20 protein-coding genes are annotated in these 25,305 nt (G+C 72.0%); 12 read left to right on the top strand and 8 right to left on the bottom strand.

All coding sequences use genetic code 11. From position 1 onward, the window contains the following. Positions 1–15 precede the first annotated feature (15 nt). Positions 16–1,173: an adenosyl-hopene transferase HpnH gene (gene hpnH, locus H3H34_RS10675; RefSeq protein ID WP_194745283.1), complete on the top strand. Its 1,158-nt coding sequence runs from the start codon at positions 16–18 to the stop codon at positions 1,171–1,173. A gap of 88 nt (positions 1,174–1,261) precedes the next feature. Then, positions 1,262–2,491: a Coenzyme F420 hydrogenase/dehydrogenase, beta subunit C-terminal domain gene (locus H3H34_RS10670; RefSeq protein WP_194745282.1), complete on the top strand. Its 1,230-nt coding sequence runs from the start codon at positions 1,262–1,264 to the stop codon at positions 2,489–2,491. Between the two features lie 28 nt (positions 2,492–2,519). Here H3H34_RS10670 and H3H34_RS10665 read toward each other — a convergent pair whose 3' ends face one another. From H3H34_RS10665 to H3H34_RS10645, 5 genes are all read right to left on the bottom strand, one after another. Continuing rightward, positions 2,520–3,314, bottom strand: a complete 795-nt coding sequence (locus H3H34_RS10665; protein ID WP_194745281.1) for a hypothetical protein — start codon at positions 3,312–3,314, stop codon at positions 2,520–2,522. A gap of 126 nt (positions 3,315–3,440) precedes the next feature. Beyond that, positions 3,441–5,069 (bottom strand): O-antigen ligase family protein, encoded by a 1,629-nt coding sequence (locus H3H34_RS10660; RefSeq protein ID WP_194745280.1) that lies wholly within the window; start codon positions 5,067–5,069, stop codon positions 3,441–3,443. Positions 5,070–5,194: 125 nt separating this feature from the next. Continuing rightward, positions 5,195–6,334: a pyridoxal phosphate-dependent aminotransferase gene (locus H3H34_RS10655; protein ID WP_328831875.1), complete on the bottom strand. Its 1,140-nt coding sequence runs from the start codon at positions 6,332–6,334 to the stop codon at positions 5,195–5,197. Positions 6,335–6,431: 97 nt separating this feature from the next. Next, positions 6,432–7,193 (bottom strand): alpha/beta hydrolase, encoded by a 762-nt coding sequence (locus H3H34_RS10650; protein ID WP_194745278.1) that lies wholly within the window; start codon positions 7,191–7,193, stop codon positions 6,432–6,434. Positions 7,194–7,207: 14 nt separating this feature from the next. Next, entirely contained in the window at positions 7,208–9,472 is a 2,265-nt protein-coding gene (locus tag H3H34_RS10645; protein ID WP_194745277.1) for an NADP-dependent malic enzyme, read from the bottom strand. A 53-nt stretch (positions 9,473–9,525) separates the two neighbouring features. On the opposite strand from H3H34_RS10645, the gene mutS reads away from it, so the two are divergent. Continuing rightward, positions 9,526–12,078 carry a DNA mismatch repair protein MutS gene (mutS, locus tag H3H34_RS10640; RefSeq protein ID WP_235945758.1) on the top strand — a complete coding sequence of 851 codons (2,553 nt, stop codon included), beginning with the start codon at positions 9,526–9,528 and terminating at the stop codon, positions 12,076–12,078. Here the strand turns inward: mutS and H3H34_RS10635 are convergent. Beyond that, positions 12,065–12,835 (bottom strand): glucose 1-dehydrogenase, encoded by a 771-nt coding sequence (locus H3H34_RS10635; protein ID WP_194745276.1) that lies wholly within the window; start codon positions 12,833–12,835, stop codon positions 12,065–12,067. The genes mutS and H3H34_RS10635 overlap by 14 nt on opposite strands. 71 nt (positions 12,836–12,906) lie before the next feature. Beyond that, complete coding sequence (gene trmFO / locus H3H34_RS10630) at positions 12,907–14,301, bottom strand: methylenetetrahydrofolate--tRNA-(uracil(54)-C(5))-methyltransferase (FADH(2)-oxidizing) TrmFO (protein ID WP_194745275.1); 1,395 nt, start codon at positions 14,299–14,301, stop codon at positions 12,907–12,909. Positions 14,302–14,454: 153 nt separating this feature from the next. Here trmFO and H3H34_RS13700 point away from each other — a divergent pair, with 153 nt between their 5' ends. The 4 genes from H3H34_RS13700 to pepN all read left to right on the top strand — a co-directional run bounded on the left by H3H34_RS13700 (position 14,455) and on the right by pepN (position 19,505). Then, positions 14,455–15,096: an Npun_F0296 family exosortase-dependent surface protein gene (locus H3H34_RS13700; protein ID WP_194745274.1), complete on the top strand. Its 642-nt coding sequence runs from the start codon at positions 14,455–14,457 to the stop codon at positions 15,094–15,096. A 108-nt stretch (positions 15,097–15,204) separates the two neighbouring features. After that, positions 15,205–16,125: a sulfite exporter TauE/SafE family protein gene (locus tag H3H34_RS10620; protein ID WP_194745273.1), complete on the top strand. Its 921-nt coding sequence runs from the start codon at positions 15,205–15,207 to the stop codon at positions 16,123–16,125. Then, positions 16,122–16,883, top strand: a complete 762-nt coding sequence (locus tag H3H34_RS10615; RefSeq protein WP_194745272.1) for a TIGR02186 family protein — start codon at positions 16,122–16,124, stop codon at positions 16,881–16,883. The genes H3H34_RS10620 and H3H34_RS10615 overlap by 4 nt, the downstream gene beginning before the upstream one ends. A gap of 48 nt (positions 16,884–16,931) precedes the next feature. Continuing rightward, a complete protein-coding gene (pepN, locus tag H3H34_RS10610; protein WP_194745271.1) occupies positions 16,932–19,505 on the top strand; it encodes an aminopeptidase N in 2,574 nt (857 codons plus the stop codon). Here pepN and H3H34_RS10605 read toward each other — a convergent pair. Then, positions 19,488–20,837: an MFS transporter gene (locus tag H3H34_RS10605; protein ID WP_194745270.1), complete on the bottom strand. Its 1,350-nt coding sequence runs from the start codon at positions 20,835–20,837 to the stop codon at positions 19,488–19,490. The two genes, pepN and H3H34_RS10605, sit on opposite strands and share 18 nt — an antisense overlap. 92 nt (positions 20,838–20,929) lie before the next feature. Here H3H34_RS10605 and H3H34_RS10600 point away from each other — a divergent pair, with 92 nt between their 5' ends. The 5 genes from H3H34_RS10600 to hslV all read left to right on the top strand — a co-directional run bounded on the left by H3H34_RS10600 (position 20,930) and on the right by hslV (position 25,302). After that, the gene (locus H3H34_RS10600; RefSeq protein ID WP_194745269.1) at positions 20,930–22,369 is read left to right on the top strand and encodes a lipopolysaccharide biosynthesis protein; all 1,440 of its coding nucleotides are present in this window, start codon (positions 20,930–20,932) and stop codon (positions 22,367–22,369) included. Next, complete coding sequence (locus tag H3H34_RS10595) at positions 22,366–23,361, top strand: NADP-dependent oxidoreductase (RefSeq protein WP_194745268.1); 996 nt, start codon at positions 22,366–22,368, stop codon at positions 23,359–23,361. The genes H3H34_RS10600 and H3H34_RS10595 overlap by 4 nt, the downstream gene beginning before the upstream one ends. A 22-nt stretch (positions 23,362–23,383) precedes the next feature. Beyond that, complete coding sequence (locus tag H3H34_RS10590) at positions 23,384–23,572, top strand: hypothetical protein (RefSeq protein ID WP_194745267.1); 189 nt, start codon at positions 23,384–23,386, stop codon at positions 23,570–23,572. Next, on the top strand, positions 23,541–24,659 hold the full coding sequence (locus H3H34_RS10585; protein ID WP_194745266.1) for a M48 family metallopeptidase: 1,119 nt from the start codon (positions 23,541–23,543) through the stop codon (positions 24,657–24,659). The genes H3H34_RS10590 and H3H34_RS10585 overlap by 32 nt, the downstream gene beginning before the upstream one ends. 64 nt (positions 24,660–24,723) lie before the next feature. Beyond that, entirely contained in the window at positions 24,724–25,302 is a 579-nt protein-coding gene (gene hslV / locus H3H34_RS10580) for an ATP-dependent protease subunit HslV (RefSeq protein WP_194745265.1), read from the top strand. Positions 25,303–25,305 lie beyond the last annotated feature (3 nt).

Here is a 25,305-nt window from a genome sequence, read left to right as displayed (position 1 = left end):
GAGGTCCGAGAGGACATGGCTGTTCCCGTGAAGCAGCAGGCGGCGGTCGCCGCCTACATCGCCCGGCAGAAGCTTGCCGGCCGCAAGCGTTATCCCCTCGTGCTCATGCTGGAGCCGCTGTTCCGCTGCAACCTCGCCTGCGCGGGCTGTGGCAAGATCGACTACCCCGACCCGATCCTCAACCGCCGGCTCACGCCGCAGGAATGCTGGGACGCGGCCGACGAGTGTGGCGCCCCCATCGTCGCCATCCCCGGCGGGGAGCCGCTCATCCACCGGGAGATCGGCGAGATCGTGGCCGGCCTCGTCGAGCGCCGCAAGTTCGTCTCGCTGTGCACCAACGCGCTTCTCCTCGAGAAGAACCTCCACAAGTTCACGCCGAGCCCCTACCTCTTTTTTTCCGTGCACCTCGATGGCCTCAAGGCGCATCACGACCGCGCGGTCTGCCAGGACGGCGTGTTCGACAAGGCGGTGAAGGCCATCCGGGCGGCGCAGGCGGCCGGCTTCCAGGTGAATGCCAACGCCACCGTCTTCGACGGCTACCCGGCCGAGGAACTGGCCGACTTCCTCGACTTCGCCACTGGCCTCGGAGTCAACATCTCGATCTCGCCAGGCTTCGCCTACGAACGCGCCGCCGACCAGGAGAGTTTCCTCAACCGGCAGAAGACGAAGACCTTCTTCCGCGAGCTGTTCCGCATCCAGAAGGCACGGGGGGCGAAGTGGTCGCTCTCCCACTCGCCGCTCTATCTCGACTTCCTCGCCGGCAACCAGGAGTTCCGCTGCACGCCCTGGGGCATGCCCACCCGCAACGTCTTTGGCTGGCAGCGGCCCTGCTACCTGCTGGGCGAGGGCTATGCGCAGAGCTTCGCCGAGCTCATGGAGACGACCGACTGGGACAGCTACGGCACCGGCCGCTACGCGAAGTGCGCCAACTGCATGGCGCACTGCGGCTACGAGCCGACGGCAGCCGACGTTGCCTTCAGCCAGCCGTGGAAGTTCCTGAAGGTCGCGCTCGGCGGCATCCGCACCGAGGGCCCGATGGCGCCCGAGATCGACCTCTCGAACCAGCGCCCGGCGGTCGACGTGCACCACCGGATCGTCGCGCGGGCGCTCGAGGGGATCGAAGCCGAGGCCCGCGACGGGAAGCGGCGCACCGCGCTCGTCGAGAAGGTCTGACCCCCGACCCCAAGCGGCCTTCCCGGCGCTGCGGCTGGCCACCGGGGGCTGGGGCAGCCAGGGGTGCGCGATCGAGCGAGGAGAGAGCGTGACCGGCCAGCACGAGCTTCCGCCCAGCCTCGCACGGGTGCTCCGCGCCAACAGCTGCAGCGGCTGCGGGCTCTGCGCCGGGGTTTCGCCGGGCATCGCCATGGCGCGCGACGCGAAGGGCTGGTGGCGGCCGAGGGCCGTCGGGCCGGTCCCGGCCGAGACGGACGCGCTGCTGGCCCGCGCGTGCCCGGGCGCGACGGTCGCGCCGTGGGAGCCGTCCGCCTCGGCCTCGGTCCACCCCTACTGGGGCCCGATCCGCGACTGTCTGACGGGTTACGCGACCGACCCGGAGCTCCGCTTCGCGGCCTCCTCCGGCGGCGCGCTCTCGGCGCTTGCGCTCCACGCGCTCGCGACCGGGCTCGTCACCCGGGTGCTGCACGTGGGCATGGACCCGGACGCGCCGCTGCTGACCGCCATCCGCCGCTCGACCGGTCGCGACGACGTGCTGGCCGCTGCCGGCTCGCGCTACGCCCCCGCAGCGCCGCTGGCCGAACTCATGACCGAGCTCGAGAGGCCGGGGCCGATCCTCTTCATCGGCAAGCCCTGCGATGTCGGCGCGCTGCGCCAGCTGATGGCAGCCGACCCGAGCATCGCCGCGCGCTTCCCGCTCCTCCTCTCCTTCTTCTGCGCGGCCACCCCGAGCCAGACGGGCACCGACCGCATCATCGCGAAACTCGGGCTGACAACGGACGACGTCGCGAGCTTCCGCTACCGGGGCAACGGCTGGCCGGGCCGGGCCGAAGCCGTGACGAAGGACGGCCGCCGCGCGAGCATGAGCTACCCCGACAGCTGGGGCGCCATCCTCTCGAAGGAGGTGCAGTGGCGCTGCAAGATCTGCCCCGATGCCGTGGGCGGCGTGGCCGACATCGCCGCGGCCGACGCATGGCATGCCGACGAGGCCGGCTACCCCCTCCTCGAGGAGGCCGAGGGGCGGTCGCTGATCCTCACCCGCACGGCCGCAGGAGCAGCCGCGCTGACCCGCGCCGTTGCCGACGGCGTGCTCGCGGTCACGCCCATCAAGGTGACCGAGATCGATTCGATGCAGCCGTCGCAGGCGCGGCGGAAACGGCTGGTGGCGAGCCGGGTGGCGGCGATGGCGCTCGCCGGGCTGCCGCGGCCGCGCATGGCGGGGCTTGCGGTGATGCGCGCGGCGCGGCGCGCGGGCGTGGTGGAAACGCTGCGGTCGCTTGCCGGAAGCTGGCTTCGCATCCGCCAGGGCCGCTGGTGAGCCGAGGCCGGGGCCGCCGGCTCCGCCGTCAGGCGAGCGGGAGCTGCCGGTCGACGCCGTAGATGAAGTCGTTGAACCGCGGATGGTCGAAGTCGCCGAAGGAGTAGATCTGGCGGTGCCAGCGCCGCGCCGGCGGATAGGCGAACTCGAGGTGCGTCAGGGGATCGAGGGCGTGGCGCGGATGGGCGCGGCGATACTCCTCGATCGCCAGCGGCACGCCGACCGCCGGGCCGACATGCCCGAGGTTCGTGCTGAGGATGTCGTCGAAATAGCAGAGGATCCGCGGCAGGCGGAAGGCGGCGGGGATGCCGAACACGCCGAAGGCCGCAACGGTTGACGAATAATAGTCGAGATCGAAGGAAATGGCCCCGACCGGCGGCGGCTGGTGCGTCTCGGCGAAGCCGGCCAGCGTCTGGCGCACGTCGCCGAGGATCAGCTCGGCCTTGCCGAGCCGCTTGCGCAGCGCCGCCTCGTCCATCCGGAACTGGGATTCCTGCCACACATAGGGCAGGTCGCGATAGTCCTTGGGCGGCGGCAGGCCGACTCCGGTGTCGAACCCGAAGACCCTGATCGAAATGCCGGTGATCGCCGCGATTCGGTCGGCGTGGGCCTGCATCGCCACGAGACCGTTGCCACCGGCAACGCCGAACTCGAGCGCCGAGATCGCCGGGATCCCGAGCCGCTTTGCCAGGTCTGCCGCGATCCAGAGGATATAAGCATAGTTGGGGCGGGGAATGGCATTGAACCGGATCAGGCGGTCATAATCGTCGGCATAGATCGCGCCGACCGCACGGTCCCGCAACTGCTTCAAGAGGGTTCGCAACCAGCTTCTCCTGTCTGTCTGCCCGGGAGGGCCCCGTCGCTGCCCGCCAACCGGGTCACGCGCGGCACCGCAAGCACCCGGTGCCGGATCGGCCCGGAACAGCCCCCCGGGCCGGCCCCCCGCCCGTCATCTCATGCGCGGCAGTCCAAGGACAGGGCGCGACGGCACCGCAACGCCACGGCGCGCGGGGGGCTGCCAGACCGGCGGCGCCTCATCGCGCATCAGTCGCCGCTGCTGCCGGGCGGCGAGCGCCAGCGCCATGGCCGCCACCGGGAACATGATGTAATTCACTTCGGTCTGCGCCGAGACCAGCTTTGTCACGAGGAACACGGTGAGCGCGGAGGCGACAGCGACGCTTGCATCCTCGTCGGGTGTCCGGGCGCGCAGGTAGGTGCTTGATGCAACCCAGACGCAAGCGAAGAAAAAGATGACGAAGGCGAGGAACGGCAGGATTCCGTAGTCGACCAGAAGGGTCATGTAGTAGCCATCAACCGTGTAATTGTTGCGGCCGGGGTTCATGTAGCCGATCAGCTCAGGCGAACGGCCACTCCCGTAGCCGATCGGATTCCTTTCGAGAAGGTCGAAGGTCTTCTCCCACTGGATCTTGCGCGCATCATTGCTCGACTGGTGTTCCCCGCCGCCCAGAACCGCGCGGCGCACCCGGCCGACGAACAGCACGCTGAGCAGTGTCAGGAGCGCCATGACCGGGAAGGCCCACACCGCAGCGGGACCCACCAGGTCGCGGGTGCGGCCCGAGCGCTGGTGGCGACGGATCGACCAGAGGAACGCGAAGACCCCCAGCCCGACGATGAGGCCGACGAAGGTGGTCCGCGAGTAGGAACCCCATGCGCCGAGCGCCAGCGCGATGATCACGAGGATGCCGATCACCCCGTCGCGGACCGTCTTGGCCGTGATCATATACCAGACGGTGAAGGGCGCCGTGAAGGCGATGAACTCGCCGACGGTCACCGGCGTCAGCAGGATGCCCGAGGCCCGATAAATGTCGGTCCCGGCGCGCCCCGAGCCCTGCATCACCTTGTTCCAGAGTTCCGGGTCCCCCTGGAGCCAGGGCGGGAACCAGTCCATCCAGAACTTGTAGCTCTGGGTCCATTCCGCAAAGGCAGAAAGGCAGACGACGATGACCCCGGCAAGGATGAGGCCGACGAACCTGCGGACCGTGCCCTCATAGGAAAAGACGATGACGGCAGCGACCGTCATGAAATACCAGATGACGAGCCCAAGGAGCCAGCGGCTGTTCACAGTGTTGGTCGCGATAGTGATGGCAGCCTGGGCCACGATGAAGAAGATGAACGACCACTTCGCCACGGACGACACGTTGAACCCGTCCGCGATCATGCCCCGCGCCCGGCTTGAGGTGGCGATGAAGTAGATCGCCACGGCAACCATCGGAATGAGGAACAGCCGGGGCGGCGTGAGATAGCCGACGCCCGGAAGGACGAACGCCACATAGTGCGGCCAGACCAGCGCTGCCCCCGTGTAAAGCAGGAAAAGTTTGCACACGCTGCGATCAAGCTCGGGATCGATGTCCGGCGCCATCCAGAGCACGACAAGGAGAAGGACGATCAGCGGCAGCAGGGGAATGACAATGAACTCCTGCGGCAGGACGGCTGTCAGGAAACCGACCACCATTGCAACGAAGAGTATGGCCGAGACGGCCAGGGTCTTGCGCAGCCGGTGCGGCAGGTCGTTCACGCGCCGCGTGTAGGGTTCAAGGATCCGTTCGCGCGGACTCATGGCAGAAGCGCCCTACCCCAGGTCCGGCCAGGACTCCACTTGAAATTCCGTTAACGCCCGTTCCACCCGGCCGCCCGGCCCCCCTGCCGAAGCGGAACGGCCGCGCCGCACCAACCGGACCGCGGTCATGCCGCAAGCGCGCGCGGCAGCGCCTCGGCATAGCGGCGGATGTCCTCCAGCCGCCCGCACGAGACCCGCGACCACTCGCGGAAGCGGCCGTAGGGCCCGCGCACGAGGATCTTCTCGGCCGCCAGTGCTGCGCGCAGCCGCTCGGCGTCGGGCACGCGCACCAGGACGAAGTTGGCAGCCGATGGCAGGGTCGGCAAGCCCTGCGCGGCGGCGGCCGCCGCGATCATCTCCCGCCCCTCCACGATCCGCGCGCGCGACATGGCAAGGAACGGCGCATCGTCGAGGCTGGCGACGGCCGCGGCGAGTCCCGCGGTGTTGCCACCGACCGACATGCTCCAGGGCCGCAGCCGCTCGAGAAGGTCCGGCCGGCCGAGCGCATAGCCGACCCGGAGGCCGGCCAGCCCGTGGAGCTTGGAGAAGGTGCGCGTCACGATCACGCGGTCTCCGGCGCGCACCCGGCCCACCACCGAGAAGGCCGGCGGGTCGGGCGTGAGCTCGTTATAGGCTTCGTCCACCAGCACGGTCACGTGGCCTGGCAGGCGGTCGATGAACGCAGCAAGCGTCGCGCCCGGAATCGCAAGGCCGGTCGGGTTGTTGGGGTTGCAGAGGTGGACAAGCGCCACGCCCGGCGCCCGCGCCGCCGCAGCGAGCGCGTCGAGGTCGATCCCCATGTCCGGGGCAAGCGGCACGCGGCGGACTTCCACCCCCTTGCCCTCCGCATAGGCAAGCGGCGGGTCGAACAGGAGCTCGGGCGCGACGATCGCCCCGCTCCGGCCGAAGGCCATGGTGGCGCAGTCGAGCACTTCGGACGAGCCGGCGCCGACCATGACGTGGTCGGGGGCAAGCCCGTTGCGCTCGGCGATCATGGCCGCCAGCCGTTCGGTCGCCGCGTTGGCATACCAGCAGCCGAGCGCGGCCGTCTCGGCGATGGCGCGAAGCGCGGCCGGCGACGGGCCGTAGGGGTTCTCGTTCCGGGACAGCTGGGCGACGCCCGGCGGCGGGCCGAAGAGCGCGGGCGCGGGCGCCGGCGCGGCCCGCCCGGCCCCCGGCGCGCCGGCCAGCGCGACAAGGCCGGCAGCGCCGGCGAACACGCCCCGGCGCGACACCCCCGGGCGCGACCACTCCGGACGCGACACCCCAGCTCTCTCCGTCATCACCCGCGTCTCCCCGGCCGGGGGCGCCCATGCTCGCCTCGGTTCACGCTATGGGCGGCGCCGGCTGGCGTCAACGCCATCAGAGGCCTGCCATGAACCGGCCGATCGCCTCGGCAAGCCGGGGCCGGATGGCATCGTGGAAGAACCAGTGCCCGCAGTCTGCCCAGGCGAGATAGTCGACCCGGCCGGTCAGGCGGCGCGCCGTCTCCCGGGCGGTCGCGGCGGTCGCGATCCGGTCACGCGCGCCGAACAGCACGAGCGCGGGCATGCGCAGGCGCTCGTAGCCCACGCGGGAGCCCCGCTGCGGGTCGAGGAATGGGAAGGCCAGCTGCGCCAGCACAGGCCCGGAGTCCCAGGTGAGAAGGCCGACCCCCTCCGCGGCTTCGGCCTCCGGCACGCCGTTGAAGACTCCGAAGCGCGCGGCCTCCGCGTCGATCAGGGTCGGCCTGCGCCACCAGCCCCAGCCGAGCGTCACCCGGCGGAGCGTTGCCGCCTGCGCAAGGGAAGGGCGCAGCGTCTGGGCCGAGGGCGCCGGCGCGAGGAGGATGAGCCCGGCGGCGCCGGTGCGGGCGGCGACCAGCTGGGCGAGGAGCCCGCCGAGCGAGTGGCCGAGGATGACGGGGGCCTCGCCGAGCGCCGCCACTTCGGCAGCGAGCGCCGTCACATAGTCCTCGAGCCGGATCCGCCCGAGCGCGGGCGGTGCCGGGCTTCCGGGCGGAATGTCGTGGCAGGGCAGTGCGGGAGCGACCGAGGCGATTCCGGCCGCCGCAAGCTCAGGCCGGAGCCGGGCGAAGGTCTCCGGCCGGCCCCACATGCCGTGGATCATGAGGAGCGGCGGCATGCCGGAAGGCGCTGCTAGCCGACGACCCCGGCGGCCGCGAGGGCGGCGAGCGTCACGAGATCGGAGGCGCCCGCCGTCATCGGCGCCACCTGCACGCTTCGCGACATGTTCATGAGGCACGGCCCGAGCACCCGGCCGCCGCCGAGTTCCTTCAGGAGCTTGGCGCCGATGTTGGCGGACTGGAGGCCCGGCATCACCAGCACGTTGGCAGGCCCGGTCAGGCGGATGAAGGGGTAGACGTCGCGCATCCTGGGGTTGAGCGCGACGTCGGCCGACATCTCGCCGTCATACTCGAAGGGCGGACGGCGCTTGTCGAGGAGCGCGACGGCCTCGCGCATCTCGCCGAGGTGCTCGCCCGGCGGGTTGCCGAAGTTGGAGTAGGAGACGAAGGCGACACGGGGCTCGATCCCGAGCCGGCGGGCGGCCTCGGCAGTCGTGGTGGCGATGTCGGCCAGCATCTCGGCAGTCGGCCGCTCGTTGACCGTGGTGTCGGCGACGAGGATGGTCGACTGCCGGCCGGCGAAGATGTGGAAGCCGAAGGGCACGTGGCCGGGTTTTGGGTCCACCACCAGCTTCAGCTGGGCGAAGACCTGGGTGAAGTGGCGGGTGATGCCCGAGACGAAGACATCGGCCTCGCCGAGTTCGAGGAGGAGCGCGCCGAAGATGTTGCGCTCGTGGTTCACCATGCGCTGGCAGTCCCGCCGGAGCCAGCCGAGCCGCTGCAGCCGCGCGTAAAGCCGCTCGACCATCTCGGGAACGAGCGGGCTGTTCGAGCTGTTGTGGATCCGGTAGGTCTCGGGGTCGTTCACGCCAATGCGCTGGAAGGCCTCGAGGATCGGCTCCTCGCGGCCGACGAGGATCGGCTCGCCGTAGCCGGAGGCGCGGAACGAGACCGCCGCGCGCAGCACCACCTCCTGCTCGCCCTCGGCGAACACCACCCGCCGCGGCCGGGCGCGCGCGGCCTCGAAGGTGGCGGCGAGCGCCGAGGAGGTGGGGTTGAGCCGGGCCCGGAGCTCGAGCTTGTAGGCCTCCATGTCGAAGATCGGCCGGCGGGCCACGCCCGAGTCCATGGCCGCCTTCGCGACTGCCGCCGGCACGGCCTCGATGAGCCGCGGGTCGAAGGGAGCGGGGATGATGTAGTCGGGCCCGAAGACGCGCCCGCCGCCATAGGCCGAGGCCACCTCGTCGGGCACCGTCTCGCGCGCGAGCTCGGCAAGCGCGCGGGCGGCGGCCAGCTTCATCTCCTCGTTGATCTTGGTCGCGCGCACGTCGAGCGCGCCGCGGAAGATGTAGGGAAAGCCGAGGACGTTGTTGACCTGGTTGGGGTAGTCCGACCGGCCCGTCGCGATGATCGCATCGGGCCTGACCTCGCGCGCCACCTCGGGCCGGATCTCGGGATCGGGGTTGGCCATGGCGAAGATGATGGGCCGCGGCGCCATGCGCTGCACCATCTCGGGCGTCAGCGCATCCTTGACCGAGAGCCCGAAGAAGACGTCGGCTCCTTCCAGCGCCTCGGCAAGCGTCCGGGCCGGGGTCGGCGCGGCGTGCGCCGCCTTCCACTGGTTCATGCCCTCGGTGCGTCCCTGCCACACGACCCCCTTGGAATCGCAGAGGATCACCTGGTCGGAGGGCACGCCCAGCGCCTTGACGAGTTCGGCGCAGGCAATCGCGGCCGCCCCTGCGCCGTTGACGACGAGGCGGATGTCGCGGAGGTCACGGCCCGTGAGGTAAGCAGCGTTGATGAGGCCGGCGGCCGCGATGATCGCGGTGCCGTGCTGGTCGTCGTGGAAGACGGGGATGTTCATCCGCGACCGGAGCTCGTCCTCGATGATGAAGCATTCCGGCGCCTTGATGTCCTCGAGGTTGATGCCCCCGAAGCTCGGCTCGAGCAGCTCGACCGCCTGGATGAAGCGCTCGACATCTTCGGTTGCGATCTCGAGGTCGATCGAGTCGACGTCGGCGAAGCGCTTGAAGAGCACCGCCTTGCCTTCCATGACCGGCTTGGCGGCAAGCGCCCCGAGGTTGCCGAGCCCGAGGATGGCGGTGCCGTTGGAAATCACGGCCACCAGGTTCCCCTTGGCGGTGTAGTCGTAGGCGGCCTCGGGCGTCTCGGCGATGGCAAGCACCGGCACGGCGACGCCGGGCGAGTAGGCGAGCGAAAGATCCCGCTGCGTCGCCATCGGCTTCGTCGCGACGATCTCGAGCTTGCCCGGCCGGATCGCGGAGTGGAACAGGAGGGCCTCGCGCTCGGAGAAGACCGGGCGGTCCTGGTCGGCCATCGGCGCTGCCACTCCCTTTTGCGAAACGTCCGCCGACCTCTTACGAGGCGGCCATGGGCTCCGCAATCGCGCCGGGCGCGACCCCGATGATGGGCCAGGTGCTCGCCCTCAAGGCCGAGGCCGGGGATGCGCTCCTCCTCGTGCGCATGGGCGACTTCTACGAGGCCTTCTTCGACGACGCGCGCGAGGTGGCGCGCCTGCTCGACATCGCGCTCACTGCCCGCGGCGAGCACGAGGGCCGGCCGGTGCCCATGTGCGGCATCCCGGTCCATGCGCAGGAGGCCTATCTTGCCCGCCTCGTCCGCGCCGGCCGGGCGGTCGCGATTGCCGAGCAGATGGAGGACCCGGCCGCCGCCCGCCGGCGCGGCGCCAAGGCCATCGTCCGCCGCGAGATCGTCCGCGTGCTGACCCCCGGCACGCTCATGGAGGAGCGCCTGCTCGACCCGCGCGGCCGAAGCCTGCTCGCCGCCGTCTTTCCGGCCGGAGACCGGGCGGGGCTTGCCTGGGCCGATGTCTCGACCGGCGAGCTCGCCGCCGGCGAAGTCGCGGCCGAGGCCGTTGCCGACGAGCTGGCGCGGCTTGCCCCGGCCGAGACCCTGACCTCGGCCAGCCTCCCCGGCTTCGACAGCCTCGAGGCCGAGCGGGCGCTCGTGCGCCGCTTCGGCCCGGGTGCGGCCGAGGGCTTCGGCCGCCCGGCGCTCGCGGCGCTCGGCGGCCTTCTCGCGCACATCGACCGCACCGCGCGCGGTGCGCCCGTCCGGCTCCAGCCGCCCCGCCGGTTCGAGGCCGAGGCGGTGATGGCGATCGACGCCGCGAGCCGGGCAAGCCTCGAGCTGGTGCGCGGCAGCGGCGGCACCCGGGCCGGCAGCCTGCTCGCGGCCGTCGACCGCACGGTGACGGCAGCCGGCGCCCGGCTGCTTGCCGACGCGCTCGCTGCCCCGCTTGCCCGGCGCGAGCCGATCGAGGCCCGGCTCGACCGCGTTGAGGCCTTCCTCGCCAACTCCCGCCTTCGCGCCGAGACCCGCGCGCTCCTGCGTCAGGCGCCCGACCTCGCCCGCGCGCTCGCCCGGCTTGCCGCCGGCCGCGGTCGCCCGCCCGACCTCGCCCAGATCCGCGACGGGCTTGCGGCCGCCGGCCGGCTTTCGGCCCTGCTTCCCTCAGACGGGCCGCTCGGCGGCCTCGCCGAGGCGCTTGCACCGCTTGCCGAGCTTTCGCAGGCGCTCGCGGTGCTTGCCGAGCGCCCACCGGTGGAGGCGAGCGCCGGAGGCGCGATCGCCGACGGCGCCGACCCCGCGCTCGACGAGGCGCGCCGGCTTGCGACCGATGGCCGGGCTGCGATTGCCGCGCTCGAGGCCACGCTGCGCGCAGAGACGGGGGTGCAGAGCCTCAGGATCCGCCACAACGGCGTGCTCGGCTACCATGTCGAGGTGCCGAGCCGGCACGGGCCGGTGCTCCCCGGCAGCTTCCTCCACCGCCAGACGCTCGGCAGCGCCATGCGGTTCGACGAGCCGCGCCTCAGGGCGCTCGCCGACCGGATTGCGACTTCTGCCGAGGAGGCGCTCGCCATCGAGGCCGCGCACCTCGCGCGGCTGACGGAAGCCGTGCTCGCCTGGGCCGATGCCATCAGCGCCCGCGCAGCAGCACTTGCCGCCTGCGACATGGCCGCAGCCCTTGCCGAGCGGGCAGCCGAAGGCGGCTGGGTTCGCCCCGAACTCACCGACGGCACCGAGTTCGCGGTCACCGCCGGGCGCCACCCGGTCGTCGAGGCAGCGCGGCAGGCGGGAGGCGAGCCCTTCGTCCCCAACGACTGCCGCCTCGAGGGGGAGGAGCGGCTGTGGCTCGTGACCGGCCCCAACATGGGCGGCAAGTCGACCTTCCTGCGCCAGAACGCCCTCGTCGCCGTCCTCGCCCAGGCCGGGAGCTTCGTGCCCGCGGCCGAAGCCCGGCTCGGAATCGTCGACCGGCTGTTCAGCCGGGTCGGCGCCTCCGACAGCCTCGCCGAGGGGCGCTCCACCTTCATGGTGGAGATGGCGGAGACCGCGGCCATCCTCCGCGGCGCGACCGAGCGCTCGCTTGTCCTCCTCGACGAGGTCGGGCGCGGCACCGCCACCTGGGACGGTCTCGCGCTCGCCTGGGCAGTGACGGAAGCACTTGCCGCGCGCGGCTGCCGCACGCTCTTTGCCACCCACTACCATGAGCTGACCGCGCTGGCAGGCCAGCAGCCCGGCATCGCACTGCGCTGCGCCCGGGCCAAGGAATGGAACGGCCGGCTGGTCTTCCTTCACGAGATTGCCGCAGGGGCAGCGCCCGGGAGCTTCGGCCTCGAAGTGGCGCGCGTCGCCGGCGTGCCCGAACCGGTGCTGGCCCGGGCGCGGGAGGTGCTCGCCCGGCTGGAGGCGGGCGAGGTGGGCCGTGGCGCCGCCGAGGCGCTCGCCGACCTGCCGCTGTTCCGCGCGGCTTCTCCCCCCGCCGCGCCGCCTCGGCCGGCCGACGCCCTGCGCGAGCGCCTGCGCGCCGTTGCCCCCGATACGCTCAGCCCCCGCGCCGCGCTCGACCTCGTCTACGAGCTCGTCCGGCTGGTGCGCGAGGAAGCTAGCGGGCGCTGATGCCGCCGTCGATGAAGAGCTCGGCGCCGGTCACGAACTTCGCCTCGTCCGAGCAGAGGTAGACCGCCGCCCAGGCCACGTCGTCGGGCTCGCCCACGCGGCCGAGCGGGATCTGCCGGCCGAGCTTGGCGAGAAGGCCCGCGCGGTCGAGGCCCGGCACCTCGAAATTGTCGAGGATCGGCGTGTCGATGAAGGCGGGGTGGAGCGAGTTGGCGCGGATCCGCCCGCCCTCCCGCGCGCAGTGCAGCGCGACCGACTTGGTGAAGTGGCGCACCGCGGCCTTGGCGCTGTTGTAGGCGGCCATGTTGGCCGCGGCGATCACCCCGGCGATCGAGGAGAGGTTGAGGATGGCCCCCAGCGTGCCGTCGCGCGCGGTCGTCTCGCGCATGAGGGGCAGCGCCAGCTTGCAGCCGAGGAAGGTGCCGTCGAGGTTGATGGCATGGCAGCGGCGCCAGGTCTCGAGCGTGGTCTCCTCGACCGTGCCGCCCGGGCCGATCCCGGCGTTGTTGACGAGGAGCTCGAGCCCGCCGAAGGCGGCGGCGGCCACGTCGAGCGCGGCCGTCCACTCCTCAGGGTTCGTGACGTCGAGCCGGGCCCAGGGCTGGCCGAGCCCTTGCGCCACCGCGGCCACCGCGTCGCCGGCGATGTCGGTCAGGAGCACGCGCGCGCCTTCGCCCACGAACCGCTCGGCAATGCGCCGGCCGAGCCCCGAGGCGGCTCCCGTCACCAGCGCCCGCTTGCCCTCGAGCCGCCCCATCTCCCCCTCCCCGTTCTTGAAAACCCTGCACCCGTCCCTAGCCGGCGCCGTGCCCGGCGCAAGGCCGGGTCTCAGCCGGCGGCCGCCGGCAGCGCCGGCCTCGCGGCAGGCTCGGGTGTGGCCGCCCCGCCCGCTTGGCCCCCGCTTCCGGCGATCCACTGCTGAAGCGCAGCCCGCGCGCGCGCCGTCATCATCGCCTTGCGGTCGCGCCGGCCCGCCCCGTCCACCGGCGGGAACAGGCCGAAGTTCACGTTCATGGGCTGGAAGGTCTCGGGGTTGGCGGCCCCCGTGATGTGGGCGAGGAGCGCGCCGAGCGCGGTTTCCGGCGGCGGCGGGCCGAGCGGGCGCCCCGCGCGCGCGGCAGCGACGAACCGCCCGGCCAGAAGGCCGATGGCGGCGCTTTCCACATAGCCCTCGCAGCCCGTGATCTGGCCGGCGAAGCGGATCCGCGGGTCGGCCTTCAGCCGCAGCCACGAGTCGAGCAGGACCGGCGAGCGGATGAAGCTGTTGCGGTGGAGGCCGCCGAGCCGGGCGAACTCGGCGCGCGCGAGCCCCGGGATGGTGCGGAAGATCCGCACCTGCTCGCCGTGCTTCAGCTTGGTCTGGAAGCCGACCATGTTGAGGAGCGTGCCGGCGCGGTTCTCCCGCCGGAGCTGGACGACGGCATAGGGCCGCCGGCCGGTCCGCGGATCGGTGAGGCCGACCGGCTTCATCGGCCCGAAGCGGAGCGTCTCGGGCCCGCGCTCGGCCATCACCTCGATCGGCATGCACCCCTCGAAGTAGGGCACATGCTCCCAGTCCTTGAAGGCCATCTTCTCGCCCGCAAGGAGGGCGGCCACGAACGCGCGATACTGCTCCCGGTCGAGCGGGCAGTTGACATAATCGTCGCCGTCGCCGTCGGGGCTGCCCCGGTCCCAGCGGGACTGGCGCCAGGCGATTCCCATGTCGACCGTCTCGGCATGGACGATGGGCGCGATCGCATCGAAGAAGGCGAGGTGCGCCTCGCCGGTGAGCGTCTGGATGTGCGCGGCGAGCGCGTCGGAGGTGAGCGGCCCGGTCGCGACGATGACGTCAGCCCAGTGGGGCGGGATGGCCCGCACCTCCTCGCGGACCAGCGCGATGCGCGGGTGCGCCGAGACCCGCTGCGTGACCTCGGCGGCGAAGAGGTCGCGGTCGACCGCGAGCGCCGAGCCTGCGGGCACGCGGGCGCCGTCGGCCGCTGCCATCACCAGCGAGCCGAGCGCACGCATCTCGGCGTGGAGGAGGCCGACGGCGTTGCGCTCGGCATCGCCTGAGCGGAAGCTGTTCGAGCAGACGAGCTCGGCCAGCCGGTCGGTCCGGTGCGCCGGCGTCATCACGTCCCCCCGCATCTCGTGGAGCACGACGGGGTGGCCGGCCTGCGCCAGCTGCCAGGCGGCCTCCGAGCCGGCAAGGCCGCCGCCGATGACGTGGACGGGTTCGGTCATGGCCATCGACATGGCGCGCGTGGCCCGCCTCGGCAAGGTCCCGGACAAAGATGCCTAACGCAATGTCAATCATCGTGAATCCGGCGGAGCGCCGGTTGGAGCGCGCGCTTGTCCGCCGTAACTCGACGGCAACACCCGTCAGGAGTCAGGTCCATGCGCATCCTTCTTGCTGCTGCCGCAGCCGCCACGCTCGCCTCTGCTGCTGGCGCCGTCTCGTTCGTGAAGGCGCCCTATGGCACGCTTGCCCCCGGCGAAATCCTCGCCGTCACCTTCGACGCGCCGCCCGCCCCCGGCTTCACCGTCTCGGGCAATGCCGGGGTCTACAGCGGCGCGGCGGGGCTCATCCCCGGCATCGCGCGGCCGCTTCCGGGCAACCCGAGCCTCTACATGTCGGTGCGCCGCACGCCGCTCGAGACGGCGATCATCGACACCCCGCTCCTGCGCTCGGTCTCGTTCGACGTCGGCTCGCTCGACCCGACCAACCTTGTCCGCTTCTTCGGGCCCTCCGGCCTCGTCGCGAGCTTCACCGGCTCGGCGCTCGCGGCACCGGGTGTCGCCAACGGCTCCGGCACCGACCCCAACGCCAACGCCCGCTTCCTCTTCCAGTTCGGGGCGACGCCGGTCAACCGCATCGTCTTCACCTCGGGGCAGAACAGCTTCGAGTTCGACAACATCGCGGCCGGCGTCATTCCCGAGCCCGGCGTCTGGGCGATGCTGGTTGCCGGCTTCGGCCTCGTCGGCTGGGCGATGCGCCGGCGCCGGCGCGACGGCGTGGTGCCAACCGTCATCGCCTGACCTGGGGCACCCCGGCCGCGCGGGAACGCCGGCCGGCCCGGGAGGCGCCGCCGCGGCCGGGTCGGCGGCGCCTTTTCGCTGCCGCCTTCGCCCGATAAGCGGACGGTCGTGGATCTCTACCTCCCGATCGCCGAGATGTCGGTCAACGCGCTCGTGATCGTGGCGCTGGGGCTCGGCGTCGGCTTCCTCTCCGGCATGTTCGGGGTGGGCGGCGGGTTTCTCACCACGCCCCTCCTCATCTTCTACGGCATTCCGCCAGCCATCGCCGTCGCGTCCTCCGCCACCCAGGTGACCGGCGCGTCGGTCTCGGGCGCCCTCAACCATTACCGGGCGGGCGGCGTGGACGTGAAGATGGGGCTCGTCATGGTGGGCGGCGGGCTCGTGGGGGCGGCTGCCGGCTCCCTCCTCTTCCAGCGCCTCCAGACCATCGGCCAGGTCGACGTGGTGATCGGCCTCACCTACGTGGCGCTTCTCGGCACCATCGGCCTCCTCATGCTGAAGGAGTCGCTGGCCGCGCTGCGCCGGCTGCGGTCGGGGGCCCCCGCGCCCCGGCCGACGCGCCGCCACCATCCGCTGGTTGCCGTGCTCCCGTGGCGGATGCGCTTTCCCCGTTCCGGCCTCTACATCTCGCCGCTCGCGCCCTTCCTCATCGGCGCCCTCGTCGGCGTGCTCACCGTCATCATGGGGGTCGGCGGCGGGTTCATCCTGGTGCCCGCCATGCTCTACCTCCTCGGCATGGCCGCCGCGACGGTCGTCGGCACGAGCCTGTTCCAGATCGTGTTCGTGACGGCCGTCACCACGCTTCTCCACGCCGTCCAGTCGCAGACGGTGGACATCGTGCTTGCGGCCCTGCTGCTGGTGGGCGGCGTCGTCGGCGCCCAGCTCGGGGCCAGGATGGCGCAGCGCCTTGCGCCCGAGCGCCTGCGCCTTGCGCTCGCGCTCCTCGTGCTGGCCGTCGCGCTGCGGCTGCTCGTGGGCCTGACGCTCACCCCGAGCGACCTCTACTCGATCGAGACGGCGCTCGCATGAGGGCGCTCCTCGCGCTCCTTCTTGCGCTTCTTCCGGCCCTGGCGCGGGCCGCCGAGCCGACCCTGGTTGCCGACCTCTCGCAGAGCCGGATCGACATCTCCTACCGCTTCGCGGGCGAAGAGCTCCTCGTCTTCGGCGCCATCCAGTATCCGGGCGGCCGCCTTCCTGCCGACGTGCCCGGGATCGCGATCGTCATCCGCGGGCCGGCCGAGCCCCTCACCATCCGCCGCAAGGGCCGCGTGCTCGGGATCTGGGTGAACCGCGAGGCCGTGCGCTTCGAGAGCGCGCCCGGCTTCTATGCGGTGGCGACCTCGGCGCCGGTCGACCAGCTCCTCGACGAACGCAACGCGGCGATCTACGAGATCGGCCTCTCCTACCTCCAGCTCTCGCCGGCAACCGCCGTCGACCCCGAGACCGGCCGCCGCTTCCAGGACGGCCTTCTTGCCCTGCGCCGGAAGGCCGGGCTCTATGTCGAGCAGCCCTATGGCGTGCGCATCACCGCCGACGTCCTCTACCGCGCGCGCATCCCCATCCCCTCGGCAGTGCCGGTGGGCGACTATCGTGCCGAGATCTACCTCATCCGCGACGGCCGGGTGCGGGCGCGGGCAACCGCCCCCATCATCATCGACAAGACCGGGTTCGAGCGCGCCATCTGGCTCTTCGCCCACCGCCACGGCTTCGCCTACGGCCTCACGGCCGTGGCGCTTGCGCTCGGGCTTGGGCTCGCGGCCGGCCTCGCCTTTGCCCGGCGGGGGTGAGCGCCTTCCGGCTTGTGGAGCAGCGCGGGCGGGCCTAGCGCCATCGGGATGGAGAGCCCCCGCACCCCTTCGGCCGTGCCGATGCCCACCCGCCTCGCCGACTACCGGCCGCCCGACTGGCTGGTCGAGACGGTCGACCTCCGCTTCGAGCTCGACCCCCGGCGCACCCTCGTCCACGCCCGGCTCGCGGTTGTCCGGAACGGCACCCACGACCGGCCGCTCGTGCTCGACGGGGAAGAGCTCGAACTGCTCGCCCTCCACGTCGACGGCGCGCCGCAGCCGGTGCCGAATGACCTCTCCGCCGGGCTCCGGCTGGCGCCCGCCGCCGATCGCGCGGTCGTCGAGACCACGAGCGCCATCCGGCCCGAGGGCAACACGCGGCTCATGGGCCTCTACGCCTCGGGCGGCAACCTCTGCACCCAGTGCGAGCCCGAGGGCTTCCGCCGCATCACCTGGTTCCCCGACCGGCCCGACGTGCTCGCCCGCTTCCGCGTCCGGCTCGAGGCCGACCGCACGGCCTTCCCGGTGCTGCTCTCGAACGGCAACCCCGGCGCCTCCGGCGATCTCCCCGGCAGCCGCCACTTCGCCGAGTGGGACGACCCCTTCCCCAAGCCTTCCTACCTCTTCGCGCTGGTCGCAGGCCGGCTCGAGGCGTTCAGGGACCGCTTCGTCACGCGAAGCGGCCGGGAAGTGGCGCTCGCGATCTGGGTGGCGCCCGATGACGTGCCGCGATGCGCCCATGCCATGGAGGCGCTCAAGGCGGCGATGCGCTGGGACGAGGAGGCCTACGGCCGCGAGTATGACCTCGACGTGTTCAACATCGTCGCCGTCCATGACTTCAACTTCGGCGCGATGGAGAACAAGGGCCTCAACATCTTCAACGCGCGCTATATCCTCGCCGACCCGGAGACCGCGACCGACTTCGACCTCGACGCCGTCGCGGCGGTGGTTGCACACGAGTATTTCCACAACTGGTCAGGCAACCGCGTCACCTGCCGCGACTGGTTCCAGCTGTCGCTGAAGGAAGGCTTCACCGTCTTCCGCGAGCAGCAGTTCACCCACTGGCTGGGCTCGCCGGCCGTCCGCCGCATCGAGGAAGCGCGAAGCCTGCGCGCCTTCCAGTTCCCCGAAGACGCGGGGCCGCTTGCCCACCCCGTCCAGCCGGAGCAGTATCTCGAGATCTCCAACTTCTACACGGCAACCGTCTACAACAAGGGCGCCGAGCTCATCCGCATGATGCACCGGCTGCTCGGCGCGGACGCCTTCCGCCGCGCTGCCGACCGCTACTTCGCCGCGAACGACGGCAAGGCCGCCACCATCGACGACTTCCTCGCCGCGATGGCAGCAGAGGGGCTGGACGCAGAGCGGTTCCGCCGCTGGTACCGGCAGGCGGGCACGCCCCGGGTCGAGGCGCGGCTCGAGCCGGCGGAGGCCGGCACGGTGCTGCGCCTTTCGCAGGCGAACCCGGTTGCAGGTGCGGACGCCCCGCCGCTCCCCATTCCCCTCGAGGTGGCGCTGCTCGGGCCGGACGGCACCCGGCTGGCCGGCCCGACCCTCGTGACACTTGCCGAACGCGAGACGGAGGTCCGGTTCGAGGGGGTCACCGGCCCGACCCTTCTTTCGATCAACCGCGGCTTTTCCGCCCCCGTGCTCCTGTCCCCCGATCCGGAGCCCGCCGAGCTCGCGATCCTTGCTGCGCACGACGACGACCCCTTCGCCCGCTACGATGCGCTCCAGCGCCTGATGCTGCTGGCCATGCTGCGCAGCATCGAACGGGGCGAGCCGGTCGGCCACGACGACGTGGTGGCAGCGGTTTCCAGCACCCTCGCAGGGCGGGACCGCGACCCGGCGTTCGTCGCCGAGGCCATCCTGCTACCGTCCGAGGCGCTCGTCGGCGACCGGATGGAGCGGGTGGACCCGCCTGCCATCCACGCAGCGCGCGAGGCGCTGCGCCGGTCCATCCTCGCTGGCTGCGAGGCCGCGCTCTGGGAAGCGTTCCACGCAGGCAGCCCCGACCCGCGCGACCTCTCGCCGGCGGCCAAGGGCCAGCGGCGCCTGCGCGGCGTGGCGCTCTCCGCCCTCATGGCAACCGACGCGCACGAAGCGACTGCAGCCGCCTTCCTCATGTTCACCGACAGCCGCGGCATGACCGACCGGATGGCGGCGCTCACCGCCCTGGCCTCGTCGAATGCGGTCGAGCGGCTCGAGGCGCTCCGCCTGTTCCGCGCGTGGCACGGCAGCGACCCGACGCTGCTCGACAAGTGGTTCGCAGTTCAGGCCGGCTCGACGCGGGCGGACACGCTTGCCGTGGTCCGCGAGCTTGCGAAAGATCCGGCGTTCGACCTTGCGAACCCGAACCGGGCCCGCGCGCTCCTCCTTGGCTTCACTGCGAACCAGCTGCGGTTCAACTGCGCGGAGGGCTATGCGTTCGTCGCCGAGGCGGCGCTGGCGCTCGACCGCCTCAACCCCTCGGTCGCGAGCCGCGTGGCCCAGGCGCTCACCCGGTGGAAGCGGATGGCCCCACCTCTCGACGCGGCGATGAAGGCCGCGCTCGAACGGCTGGCAGAGGCTCCCGGGCTCTCGCGCGACCTTCTCGACGTCGTCTCACGCGGGCTTGGCTGAGGCCTCGAGCCGGCGGCGGATTTCGGCATGGGCGTCGGCCGTGATCGGCCAGCGCCAGGCGAGGAGCGCACCGGCGAGGCCGAACAGGAGCGGCGGCACGAGGAAGAGGACCGTGAGCCCCGACAGGGCAGCGCCCTCGTTCCGGGCGCCGGGGGCAGGGTCGAAACCGAACAGGCCAAGCAGCGGGTAGAGGAGGCCGACCGGCACGGCATAGCCGAGCTTGGCGGTCGCGGTCACGAAGGCGTAGGCGAGCCCGGTCGTGTCCCGGTCCTCGGCGGCAGCCTCGAGCCGGTCGAGCCGCTGGGCATCCAGGAGGTCGGCAAGCATCGCGCGCAGCAGGAAGACGGGCGCGGCGAACGGCAGGCCGGCAAGCGCCATGCCGGCGCCGGCAAGCGGGACGTTCCCCTCGGGCAGCACGAGGATCAGGAGCTGGATCGCGCCAATCCAGCCGAGGGCGAGCGCCACTGCCCGATGCTTGCCGATGCGGGTGGCAAGCCGGATCCAGAGGGGCGCGGCGGCCAGCCCCGCGACGAAGTAGAAGAGGAGGAGGACGGAAGTGTCGGCCGGGCTGTAGCCCTTCACCTCGGTGAAGAAGAAGAGGAAGAGCGCGCCGGTGACCGCCGGCACCGCGGAGGCGAGCAGGTCGACGGCAAGCAGGAGGAGCATCCGCCGGTCCGCCAGGACGGCGCGGGCGGCAGCAAGGGAGAGCTGGTGGGCCGCCCCGGGCGCTGCGCCCTCGGGAACCGCGAGCGCGGCCACCAGCGCGGCGGGGAGCAGCAGGACAATGATGAACCAGCCCATGGCGTGGACGCCCGCACCGGGCCCGCCAGCAGCGAAGTTGAGCACCAGCGGCGGGATGACGAGGACGAGGATGGTGCCGAGCACGTTCATCGCGGTCCACCAGCCGAAGATGCGCGCCCGCTCGGCATAGTCGGCCGACAGTCGCGAGCCCCAGCTCGTCTGGGCGAGGCCCGCCATGGAGTAGCCGAGATAGAGCAGGAAGAGGAAGGCGAAGGCAGCCGAGGCGCTGACGCCGGGAGGGGCCATGAAGAGGAGCCAGACGCCGAGCGCCAGCACTGCCGCGCCTGCCACCAGCCAGGGCCGGAACTGGCCGAAGCGGCCGCGGGTGCGATCCATGAGCGCGCCGAGGAGCGGGTCGAGCGGGATGTCGAGGAGCCGCACGGCCGCGAACAGGAAGCCGACGGTGCCGATCGAGAGACCGAGCGTTCCCGAATAGTGCGGGGGCAGGTAGACGACGAGCGGCAGCCCGATGGCGGCAAGCGGCAGGCAGGGCCCGCACCAGGCGAGCAGATGAGAGGTGCGGACCCGCATGTGGCCGCCCTGCCGCAACGGCCGGGGGAAGGAAAGCGGGGCGCGCGCCCGGCCGCTTCCCAAGTGCGGCGCGCCTGCCCATAGCGGCGTCCATGTCCAGCGCGGAACTGGCGAGCGGCGGCCGGCAGAATGTCTTCGGCTACGTCATGCGCCTCATCGCGCGCATCCCGTTCCTCGTGGTGGGCGGCCGGCTCTACGGCGCCGAGGAGCTCGGCCGCTTCGCCTATGCCACCATCACGGTCGAGTTCGCGGCGGCCCTCGCGCTTGTCGGCCTGAAGCGCGGCATCGCGCTGGCGCTTGCCCGCGGCCGCCAGCCCGACGCCCATGTGCTCGCCGACGCGATGCTGCTCATCGTGAGTGCCGGGGCCGTCATAGCGACGGCGCTGGCCCTCCTGCCCGGCCTCCTCTTCCCAAGCGGGCTCCGCTTCGAGGCGGAACGCTTCCTTGCCCTCCTCGTCATCCTGATCGCGGTCCTCGATCTGCTGCTGTCAGGCCTCGCCTTCCACAAGCGGATCGACGTGCAGGTGCTCTCGCGCTCGCTCATCGAGCCCTGGGTGCTCTCGATCGCCGCCATCGGCCTCTGGTTCACGCCGCTGCGCCCGGCGGGCCTTCTGCTCGCCTATGTTCTCGCGCTCGTTGCGGCATCGCTCGTGGCCTGGGGTCCGGCGGTGCGCCAGTTCGGCCGGCCCCGGGGCTGGCGCCCGAGCCTCGCGCGCATGACGGCGATGGCGCGCGAGAATCTGCCGGTCGCCGGTGCCGACGTCATCGACTGGACGTCGCGCCGGCTCGACCTCTTCATCCTCGGCCGCCTCGCCTCGGCCGAGGTGGTCGGCATCTACTACGTCGCCCAGCAGATTGCTTCGCTCGCCGGGCGCCTTCGGACCAGCTTCGACCCCATCCTTGCGCCGCTCCTCTCGCGCGCGCTCGCCGCCAACCGCCACGCCGAGGCCGCCGGCCACCTCTCCCAGGTGGGCTTCTGGGTCATCACCATCCAGCTCTGCGTGGTGATGATGATCGGCATCGCCGCCCGAGGCACTATGGGCCTGTTCGGCCCGGAGTTCGCGGTCGGCGGCATCGTCCTCGTCCTGCTGCTGCTGGCGGAGCTTGCCGCAAGCCAGGCCTCGATCGCCGAGTCGGCGCTCATCTACACGCGGCGCCATCTGAACCTCGCCATCAGCATGGCGGCCCTTGCCCTCGAGGCCGCCGTCGCGGTCGCCCTCGTGCCGGCCTGGGGCGGCGCCGGAGCGGCCGCCGGCCTCCTTGCCGCCATGCTGGTCATGGCCGTTGCCAAGCAGATCCTTCTCGTGCGCACGCTCGGCACTGCCGTGCCGATGTGGCGCCTCTCCATCCTGGCCTGCGCCGTCCCGGCGTTCCTCTACGGCTGGGCCACCCTCCTGCTGCTCCCTGAGGCCGCGCACATGTTCGCGACCGGCTTCGGGCTGCCGGCCATCTTCTTCTTCCTCATGTGGCGCTTCGCCTTTACCGAGGCGGACAAGCTTCTGGTACGAAAGGCACGGGAGGAGCGGAGATGACCAACCGCACGGTGAGACTTGCGCGGCGCCCCACGGGGCTGCCGGGGCCCGAGACCTGGACCATCGCCGACGAGCCGGCCCGCGAACCGGCCGAGGGCGAGGTGCTCGTCGAGGTGAAGGCAATCAGCCTCGACCCGGCCATGCGCGGCTGGCTGGATGAGGGGAAGAGCTACATTCCGCCGGTCGCCCTTGGCGACGTGATGCGCGCCAACGCAGCCGGCGTGGTCCTCGCATCGCGCGATCCGCGCTGGAAGCCGGGCGACACGGTGATGGGCGGCATGGGCGTGCAGCGGCTCGCCTGCGTGCGCGGCCGGGACCTCGAACCCATCGACCTTGCGGTCGCTCCGTTCGAGCGGTGGCTCGGCGTGCTCGGCATGCCGGGGATGACGGCCTGGTTCGGCCTGTTCGACGTCGGCGCCGCGCAGCCGGGCGAGACCGTCGTCGTCTCGGCAGCCGCCGGCGCGGTCGGCGGCCTCGTCGTCCAGCTTGCGAAGCGCCACGGCTGCCGGGTCGTCGGGATCGCCGGCGGGCCGGAGAAGTGCCGTCTTGTCACCGAACGCTTCGGCGCGGATGTCTGCATCGACTACAAGGCGGGCCCGGTGCGCCCGGCGCTCGCGGCTGCCGTGCCGGAGGGCATCCACGTCTATTTCGACAACGTGGGGGGCGAGATCCTCGAGGCCGCGATGTCGCTGCTTGCCCGCCGCGCCCGCGTCGTCATCTGCGGCGCCATCTCCGGCTACAACGACTTCGCCAGCATCCGCGGGCCGCGCAACTACCTGAACCTTCTCGTCCAGCGGGCGCGCATGGAAGGCTTCGTCGTGTGGGACTATGCCGCCCGCTACGCCGAGGCGCGGGCCGACATCATGGCCGGCCTGGCCGACGGGAGCATCGTCGCTGTCGAGGACGTGCGCCACGGCCTCGACCGCTTCCCGGAGGTGCTGACCCTCCTCTACACCGGCGGCAACACCGGCAAGCTCGTGCTCGTGCCGTAAGCACCGAGGGAAGGGGCGGAACGTGGGCCTGCCGAAGATCATGACCCCGGGGCCCTTCGCCCGAATGCTGCCGGGACGGCACCGGGCCTTCCGGACGGCGGGCATCCGCACCGAGCGCCATTCCGACCCGCATGGGGTGCGCCCGTCCCTGCGCTTCACGCCGGCGCACGGCAAGGGCCATGCCGAGGGCTTCGACCCTGACAGGATCTGAGCCGGCACGGGCGGACGCCTGGCCGGCCGTCCTCACGGACGGCGTCACCTCCGACCGCCGCGAGGTGGGCCTGCTGCCAACCGGGAACGGCCTCCTCCTCCTGCTGCCCGACGGGCAGGAGGAGCGGCTCGCCTTCGGCGAACTCCTGATGGTGAGCGACCTCCCCGACCGCACGGTCATCGGCCGCAGGTCCCGGCCCGACTGGCGGCTGGTCGCGCGCCCGAGGCTCCCGGAGCGCGAGCGGGCGCTGCTGCGCAGGGCCCGCGCACGGCCCGCGCGGACGGCCGCGCTCTACCTTGCCGTCACGGCGCTGCTGCTCGGCGGCGCGGCGCTCCTTTGGTTCCGCGGCGGGCCGCTCCTCGAGGCGGCCGCACCGCGCGTGCCTGCGGCCATCACGCGGCCGCTTGGCGAGGCGGTCGTCGCGCAGATCTCGGGCGGACGCTTCTGCACGAGCCCGGAGGCCGACGCCGCGCTCGCCGGCCTTGCCGCGCGGCTCGCGCCGGAGGGCGGCATGGTGGAGCCGATCACCCTCCGCATCGCCGACCTGCCCGTGGCCAATGCACTTGCGGCCCCTGGCGGGCAGGTGCTGCTCACGCGTGGCCTCATCGCCGAAGCCTCCGGCCCCGACGAGGTGGCCGGCGTGCTCGCCCATGAGCTCGGCCACATCCAGCACCGGCACGCAACCCGCATGCTGCTGCGCAATCTCGGCATGTCGGTGCTGCTCGGCGGCAGCGACATCGGCCGACTCTCCGACACGCTCCTGAGCCATGCCATGAGCCGCGACATGGAACGCGAGGCGGACGCGTTCGCGCTGGCAGCGCTCGCGCGGGCCGGCGTCTCGCCGAAGGGCCTCGTCGCCTTCTTCGAACGCCACCAGCCGAGGGCGACCAAGGAGGGCGCGAGCGGGCGAGGCCGGGACCTCTTCGCCACACTCGGCACCTATGCCTCGACCCACCCGCCGACTCCCGAGCGGCTCGCGCGGTTCGAGGCCGCGGCGCGGGCGGCCAGGGGCGCGCTTCAGCCGGCGCTCGACGAGGCGGGCTGGCAGGCACTTCGCGCGGCCTGCGGGCCGGGCCCCGGCCCCTGAGGCCCTGCGCGGCCGGGCGCCCGCCAGGCGTCCACCCCTACCGCCCGGCCGGCCGGCTTCCTACATGGCGCACATCAAGACGAAGGACCATTCCCTGAGCAGCTCTCCCCCCTCGTGGCACGGCACGACCATCCTTTCCGTGCGCAAGGGCGGCCGCGTGGTGGTCGCCGGTGACGGCCAGGTCAGCCTCGGCCAGACCGTCATCAAGCCCAATGCCCGGAAGGTCCGCCGGATCGGTGCCGATGGTGCCGTCATCGGCGGCTTCGCCGGCTCGACGGCCGATGCCTTCACCCTCTTCGAGCGGCTGGAAGCGAAGCTCGAGCGTTTCCCCGGCCAGCTCACCCGTGCGGCCGTGGAACTTGCCAAGGACTGGCGGCAGGATCGCTACCTCCGCCGCCTCGAGGCCATGATGATCGTGGCCGACCGCGACGTGACCCTCCTCCTCACCGGCACCGGAGACGTGCTCGAGCCCAATGACGGCATCGCGGCCATCGGCTCGGGCGGCAACTATGCGCTGGCCGCTGCCCGGGCGCTGGCGGAAACCGACCTCGACGCCGAGACGATCGCGCGGCGGGCCATGGCGATCGCCGCCGACATCTGCGTCTACACCAACGACCAGCTCACCCTGGAGTCGATCGGATGAACG

Source organism: Thermaurantiacus tibetensis (genome assembly GCF_015354055.1).
Classification (GTDB): domain Bacteria; phylum Pseudomonadota; class Alphaproteobacteria; order Sphingomonadales; family Sphingomonadaceae; genus Thermaurantiacus; species Thermaurantiacus tibetensis.
Note: the sequence above shows the minus strand (reverse complement) of the source record. Positions and strands in the feature narration are given on the sequence as shown.